Annotated in this window: 7 protein-coding genes; all 7 read right to left on the bottom strand. The window is 43.5% G+C overall.

Annotated features, from left to right (window positions below; translation table 11 throughout):
- Positions 1-382: 382 nt before the first annotated feature.
- A complete protein-coding gene (locus AB4484_RS04910) occupies positions 383-1159 on the bottom strand; it encodes a phosphoadenylyl-sulfate reductase (RefSeq protein ID WP_372076727.1) in 777 nt (258 codons plus the stop codon).
- The gene (gene cysI / locus AB4484_RS04905; protein WP_048612693.1) at positions 1152-2879 is read right to left on the bottom strand and encodes an assimilatory sulfite reductase (NADPH) hemoprotein subunit; all 1728 of its coding nucleotides are present in this window, start codon (positions 2877-2879) and stop codon (positions 1152-1154) included. Before cysI ends, AB4484_RS04910 begins: the two co-directional genes overlap by 8 nt.
- The gene (locus tag AB4484_RS04900; protein WP_372076726.1) at positions 2879-4744 is read right to left on the bottom strand and encodes an assimilatory sulfite reductase (NADPH) flavoprotein subunit; all 1866 of its coding nucleotides are present in this window, start codon (positions 4742-4744) and stop codon (positions 2879-2881) included. Before AB4484_RS04900 ends, cysI begins: the two co-directional genes overlap by 1 nt.
- 123 nt (positions 4745-4867) lie before the next feature.
- Positions 4868-5098, bottom strand: a complete 231-nt coding sequence (locus tag AB4484_RS04895) for a hypothetical protein (RefSeq protein WP_004735813.1) — start codon at positions 5096-5098, stop codon at positions 4868-4870.
- 192 nt (positions 5099-5290) lie between these two features.
- Positions 5291-5956: a TIGR04219 family outer membrane beta-barrel protein gene (locus AB4484_RS04890; RefSeq protein ID WP_122082562.1), complete on the bottom strand. Its 666-nt coding sequence runs from the start codon at positions 5954-5956 to the stop codon at positions 5291-5293.
- A 135-nt stretch (positions 5957-6091) separates the two neighbouring features.
- Positions 6092-6313 carry an envelope stress response protein PspG gene (pspG, locus tag AB4484_RS04885; protein ID WP_017059950.1) on the bottom strand — a complete coding sequence of 74 codons (222 nt, stop codon included), beginning with the start codon at positions 6311-6313 and terminating at the stop codon, positions 6092-6094.
- 206 nt (positions 6314-6519) lie between these two features.
- Entirely contained in the window at positions 6520-7509 is a 990-nt protein-coding gene (gene dusA / locus AB4484_RS04880) for a tRNA dihydrouridine(20/20a) synthase DusA (protein WP_372076724.1), read from the bottom strand.
- Positions 7510-7634: the final 125 nt, after the last annotated feature.

Below are 7634 nucleotides of genomic sequence, written 5' to 3'. Positions count from 1 at the left end.
ATCACTTCGGAAGAGGCGGCTATTCTAGCGATTTAATTCTCAGTGTCAAACAATTTTGAAAAATAATTTCTACTTTCTAAAAGTAGGAGCGAATTATCGCTTAAAGCTAGTTGCCTAACTAACATTCTGCGCTGAAGCCTTGTGGCGTCTGCCGTGTCAGTGAGGCGGCATTATAGAGATGTTCATCACATTGGCAAGTGTTTATTAAAGAAAAATGCAAAAATAACGATTACATGACGAATAAACACTCAAAGCCTTATTTATGCAACTTTAACTACAAAGTAACTACACAATAACCACAGACTTATCCACAATCGCTCTAGTTTTATCCCCTAGAAACTAAAAAAGCTGCCTAATGGCAGCTTTTTAAATAGCAATGAGTCTAAATCCCAGAACCATATTGCTCTCCATCATCTTCATGGAGACCACATTCTCGTTTCAGCCCATTAAAACGAGTTTCCTCTTCAGTCATACCCGGTTCCCACTTCTTAGTTGTATGTGTATCTCCAACAGAAAGGTAACCCTGCTCTCGAAGCGGGTGATAACCGAGACCATACTCTTCTAGGTAATAGTGAACATCTTTATTCGTCCAATCGATTACCGGCAAAAATTTAAACACACCATTTTGGATAGATAAGATTGGCAAGTTTGCACGCGATTGAGATTGCTCTCTTCTTAAACCGGAAAACCATGTCCCAGCCTCGAGCTCATCTAGCGCTCTTCTCATCGGTTCAACTTTATTAAGCTTGTTGTACTTCTCTATCCCTTCTATACCTTGATCCCAAAGTTTTCCATATTGCGCTTCTTGCCAATTAGGGCTCTGTTGGGCGCGAAAGACTTGAAGGTTTAGAGTCAACTTCTTACTTAACTCATCGATAAAGCGATAGGTCTCAGGAAATAGATACCCTGTGTCCGTCAGAATAACCGGAATATCTGGTTTTGCTTGAGTCACTAAGTGCAGCATTAACGCGGCTTGAATGCCGAAACTTGAAGACACAACATGCGTCCCTTCTAAATTATCTAATGCCCATTTAACTCTTTCTAATGCTGTTAGCTGTTCTAACTCAGCATTAATTTGCCCAAGACGAAGTATTTGCTCCGTCTTAGTCAATGCGAGTAGCTCTGCTAACTTCAATTTTGAAGCGACAGAATTATGCATGCAGATCCCTCTTAGAAATGATCACCTCTTCGATGATGCCAGCTCGGATTGTAAAATCACCGAACCCTTCATTGTCGTTGCGTTCTGTAGCCCAACGTCCCACCAGCGCATCAATCTCTTCTAAGATTTGAGCTGATGTGATGTTCTCTTTATACATCTTAGGGATACGAGTTCCGGCCTTGTTGCCACCTAGGTGCATGTTGTAACGCCCCGGAGCCTTACCCACTAAACCAAGTTCAGCCAACATTGCACGACCACAACCGTTTGGACAACCTGTGATTCGAAGGATGATGTTATCTTCTTCTGGTAATCCATGTTTTTTCAGAATGTCTTCAACATCCGTTACAAACTCAGGAAGAAAGCGCTCAGCTTCTGCCATTGCTAAAGGACATGTTGGGAAAGCCACACACGCCATTGAGTTTTTACGTTGCTCTGAAACAGCATCGTCCATCAAGCCATATTGACGCGCCAGTTTTTCAATCTTGGCCTTTTGACTCGTCGACACACCCGCAACAATTAGGTTTTGGTTTGCAGTCATGCGGAAGTCACCTTTGTGGATCTTCGCTATTTCAGCAACACCTGTTTTCAGAGCCTTCCCAGGAAAATCAAGCAAACGGCCATTCTCAATGAATAACGCTAAGTGGTGCTTACCATCAATGCCTTCCGCCCAACCAATGCGATCACCACGGCCAGTAAACTCATAAGGACGGCTTTCAGAGAACTCAACGCCGGCACGCTTTTCTACTTCTGCTTTGAATACATCAATACCAACACGGTCTAGTGTGTATTTGGTTTTTGCATTCTTACGGTTTGAACGGTTACCCCAGTCACGCTGAGTCGTTACCACCGCAGCTGCTACATCTAACGTTTTATCTAATGGCACAAAACCAAAATCGTCAGCTTTACGTGCATAAGTAGAGGTATCACCGTGTGTCATCGCTAAACCGCCACCAACTAACACGTTAAAGCCCACCAGCTTTCCGTCTTCAGCAATAGCAACAAAGTTAAGATCGTTAGCATGAACGTCCACATCATTTTGCGGAGGAATGACAACCGTCGTCTTGAACTTACGCGGTAGGTAGTTGCTACCAAGGATAGGTTCTTCATCCGTTGTTTCTAGCTTTTCTCCATCTAACCATATTTCTGCATAAGCACGAGTCTTCGGTAATAGATGTTCACTGATCTTTTTCGCCCACTCGTAAGCTTCTTGATGAAGTTCAGACTCAACCGGGTTTGTCGTACACAAAACATTTCGGTTTACATCACCCGCTGTCGCAATGGAATCAATGCCAATGCTATTTAGCGTTTGGTGCATCAACTTAATGTTCGGCTTCAAGACACCGTGGAACTGAAACGTTTGACGAGTTGTTAGACGAATTGAACCGTAAGAGGTACTTTCGTCTGCGAACTTATCAATCGCCAACCACTGCTTAGGGGTAATGATGCCACCAGGCATACGAGCACGAAGCATTACGTTATGTAACGGTTCGAGCTTTTGCTTGGTACGTTCGTTACGAATATCACGGTCGTCTTGTTGATACATACCGTGGAAACGAATCAACTGAAAGTTATCAGCAGTAAAGCCACCTGTTATGCGGTCTTGGAGATCTTGTTCAATCGTACCGCGTAGGTTATTACTTTCACGCTTAAGACGCTCATTGTCAGCCAAAGGTCCAAGTACTTGACCTAGCACTTCTTGCTCTATTACTTGCTTGCTCATTAGTACACATCCCTTTGGTAACGTTTCGCTTTACGTAAATCATTAATATATTGTTCAGCTTGTTCGCGGCTCTGGTTGCCATGTTTTTCCGCTATCGTAACTAATGCTTCATGGACATCTTTAGCCATTCGAGTCGCATCGCCACAGACATAGAGGTACGCGCCTTCTTGAAGCCATTGCCAAACCTGCTCTGCTTGTTCGATTAAACGGTCTTGAACATAAACCTTTTCTTTTTGGTCACGGCTAAAGGCAACATCTAGCTTAGTTAGCGCGCCAGACTTGAGGTACTTTTGCCATTCAACTTGGTATAAGAAATCTTGAGTAAAGGTACGGTCACCAAAGAACAACCAGCTTTTTCCTTCAGCATCATTGTTTTCACGCTCTTGAACAAAACTGCGGAAAGGTGCGATACCTGTACCCGGGCCGACCATGATGATTGGTGTATTGTCGTCTTGTGGTAGCTTGAAGTTATTGTTGTTCTCTACAAACACCTTCACTTCGCCACCTTCTTCAAGACGCTGAGCCAAGAAGCTTGATGCTCCACCTAAGCGAGACTCTTCGCCTTTTTGGTATTCAACCAGACCAACCGTTAAGTGAACTTCTTCATCTACTTCGGCTTGGCTTGATGCAATAGAGTAGAGGCGTGGAGTCAGCTTACGTAACAGGCCAATTAACTCATCAGCCGATAGCTTGGTTTTCTTTTCAGCCAGTACATCGACGATTTGTGTATTACCCGCATATTCACGAAGCTTGTCTTTATCTTCCACCAGTTTGATTAACTTCTTGCTGCCCGATAACTCAGCAAACTTAGTCACAAGTTGAGGGTTTGAAGTCGTAATCTCAAATTTACTCACTAGCGCACTATGGATAGATAAATTGTCACCATCGACATCGACACTTTCGATACCCGATAACCCAACCTTAGAAAGAATCTGATTCGCGAGTTCTGAACTGTTTTCATACCATACGCCTAGCGCATCGCCGGGTTGGTAGGTAATGCCAGATTCATCAAGATCGATCTCGATATGACGAACATCTTTACCCGAGTCACGACCCGTGATCTTTTGACTAGTTAATAGTGTCGCTGTATATGGATTTTGTTTAGTGTATTGCGAATGGCCGACAACTGCTTGGCCTACTGGTAACTGAACGATATCAGCCTCAGCACCTGTCGATAGCGTTTCTTGAACTTGCGATAACGCTTTAGCGCGCCATTCCGTTGCTGACTCTTCGTAATCAACATCACAATCAAGACGTTCGACAAACGATTTAGCACCAAGCTTAGCGAGGAAGTTATCGAAATCTTTAGCGGTTTGGCAGAAGAACTCATAGCTAGAGTCACCTAAACCAATCACACCGTATTGTAGGTTTGATAATTTTGGCGCTTTCTTCGATTGAAGGAATTCATGCAACTCAATAGCGTTATCAGGGGCTTCGCCCTCACCATTGGTTGAAGCGACGAAAATGACGTGTGTCTCTTTGGCTAAGTTCTTACCTTTATAATCACTCGCATCGAAAAGCTCGACGGCGATACCTAAGGCTTTCGCTTCTGCCTCCAATGATTCAGCGACGCCTTTAGCATTACCGGTTTGAGAAGCGAAGATAATGCTGAGCTTACCCGCAGGCTTAGCCGCTACTGCAGCAGCCGCTTGAGCGATTGGCGCAGCAGCACCAACAGGCTGAGCTTGGCTCACTCCCCAAAGATAACCACTGACCCATGCCAGTTGCTGTGAAGACAGTTCAGAAACAGTTTGCTGAAGATGACCCAATTGTTGGTCATTAAGTGGTGCTGCTAGCCCAGGTAGCTCATTAGCCCCCGACTGTGCATTATTATTTTGTGAAGACTCTTTCTTATTTAAAGACATGGTCACGACATCCCTAATCATTGCGTGACGATAGATTAACCACTCCTTTTAATAACAAGAAAGAATAGAAAAGTATGTTTTATAACTTTTTGGAAGTAAAAACCGATTGAAACGTAAATTGCCTTACTGGTTTTCAATGCGTACTTGCTGAAAGCCAACCGCCATTGCCGACTTAGATGCTAGGTCTAAATCCGCATAATGACACTCTTCGCCATGAACATCCGTAAGCAGAACAAAGCCACCGCCCATATGACGAAACTCCACAACCCAAGACCCTTCTTGAATTGAGGGCTCTATGATGGCTTCAACTAACAGGTTTTCTCTATATAAATTTCGTAATTCATTGAGTGTCATATTCCATCCCTTGCTTTGACCTCACTACATAGACCTTATAAGAATAGACGCAAATTGGCTCTCTGTATTAAGGATGGTCGAAAGTGATGAATGTGCTAACTAATTCCAGAAAGATATAATCAATAGATATAAAAAAACGCCACTTAATAAAGTGGCGTTCTTAAAATTCGTTCTAAATTTACTTTATATGGACTAGAAGCGCACTTCAGCACCAGCAAACCAACCATCGACCATGACAAAGCTCTTGCCTAGTTCTGAGCTAAAGAACTCATCCGAATCTAGGTCGATAACACGGTAACCACCACGCAGGGCAATTTCAGATTCTGATACAGGGATTCGGTACTGAACACCCGCCATCAAGTCAGTGCTCTTAATACCACTGCTGTCACCGAACTCCATCGTACCAATGATATCGAAGTTGGTGTCCGGCACATTGATCTCTGCGTTACCGTAGAAGCTCCACGTGAATTCATCGAAACTTGTTTGAGTTCCCTTTTGAGGCTCAATGTAGTTCGAGTTCGAGTACTGAGTAAACGTCACACCCGCATCGAAGTTCATCAACTTGTGCTCTAACAGTGTGTAGTAAAACGTGTAGTCGTACTTATCAAAAGCCAACGAGTCCGCATCAATAGAGGTATAACGGAAGCTAGCATTTGGGAGCATTGGGGCATTATGCTCAAATGCGAAATACAACGAAGGTGAGTTAGAGTCGTCATCTTGTCTAACTTCGTTTAGCTTTGTACTTCCCCACCACATATCGGCACCGACTTTAGCCGTGTAAGAAAACTCTTCGGCAGCAGACACTGCTGAACTTAAAGATAGCATTCCCACTAAAGCAATTAATGGCATTTTATTCATTTGAGATAGCTCCAATTCCATATCGTAGTGCTAATTGTATGCACATTCATAGATTATTGGGGAAAATTCTACCACACATCTTAAATTCTCAAACGATAAACCGCTGACGAGTAAAGATTTGACGGCACGATGACCTTAGTAACGTCTCTGGTTAGAACTGTGTACAAAGTTTTTGAAAAACCACACACCGATTGCAATCACGATCAACCAAGGCAGTAACTTAAACACGACGCCCATCATACCTAAGACCAACATGACTAATAACGCGACTCCGGTTGCAGCCAATACCGTCATAAACGTGATACCAGTGACAAGTAGAGTTGCGACGAAAATAAGAACAAAGATTAATTCAAACATAATGGTCTCCCTAATGAGTTAATGACCTATCTTTCCTACTTTCTAACATTGCAGCTTCCATACCAAGTATGCCGACCCAACAAAACCCTTATTTATCAGATAAATAAAAAGCCACTCATCTTCATGCATGGCTTTTCGGAAACTTGTGGTGGTAAATTTAGCCTCTAATGGCGAATTTAACCTTAAGCTTTTAACTTAGAGGGAGATTAAACATTTAGCTCTTTAGGGATCTTAGCCAATGCCGTTTGTATCACTTCGATACCCGCACCTTTCTTATGTGCGTTTTCACTGATGTAGCGACGCCATTGTCTTGCACCCGGCATGCTTTGGAACAAACCAAGCATATGACGAGAGATATGGCCAAGACTAGCGCCATTTGAAAGTTCACGTTCGATGTACGGGTACATTTCTTCAACCACTTGTGAGCGCTTCTTGATTGGCGTGTCTAAACCAAAGATCTGCTGATCGACTTCAGCCAAGATAAATGGGCTATGGTAAGCCTCACGACCAATCATCACGCCATCAAGGTGTTGTAAGTGCTCTTTAGTTTGCTCAAGAGTCGTAATGCCACCATTCACGGCAATCACCAGATCAGAGAAATCTTTCTTGATTTGATATGCACGATCATAATCTAGAGGTGGGATCTCACGGTTCTCTTTCGGACTCAGGCCACTCAACCACGCTTTACGCGCATGGATAGTAAATTGCTCACAACCGCCTTTTTCAGACACCGTCGAAACAAACTTAGTTAAGAACTCATAAGAGTCTTGGTCATCGATACCGATACGCGTTTTCACGGTAATTGGAATATCAGTGACTTCTTTCATCGCTGAAACACAATCTGCCACCAGCTCAGGCTCAGCCATTAGGCAAGCACCAAAGCGACCATTCTGAACTCGGTCTGAAGGACAACCTACGTTAAGGTTCACTTCATCATAACCACGTTCACCAGCAAGTTTCGCACAAGCAGCAAGATCAACCGGGTTTGAACCACCGAGTTGAAGTGCAAGGGGATGTTCTTGCTCGTTATATTCTAGGAAGTCGCCCTTACCATGTAAGATCGCGCCCGTTGTTACCATTTCCGTGTACAAAAGAGTCTGCTGAGAAAGCAAACGGTGAAAGTAACGACAGTGGCGGTCAGTCCAATCGAGCATGGGAGCGACTGAAAAGCGAGAAGGGGTGTAACTGTTAGTCATAGCTTGTGTAGCCTTACCTGTTGGGTTTTGCTTGCTTCTTGCAAATGCGCCTAAATACATTGAAATGCGATTAAATACTTGTTATAGATCCCCTTATAGAACCCCCAATTTACAAGGGGACCCAA

Origin of the sequence: Vibrio sp. 10N.261.46.A3, from assembly GCF_041472995.1 — a bacterium.
Taxonomy (GTDB): Bacteria; Pseudomonadota; Gammaproteobacteria; order Enterobacterales; family Vibrionaceae; genus Vibrio; species Vibrio coralliirubri.
The sequence above is the reverse complement of the archived record's forward strand: the minus strand, read 5'-3'. Positions and strand labels throughout refer to the sequence as shown.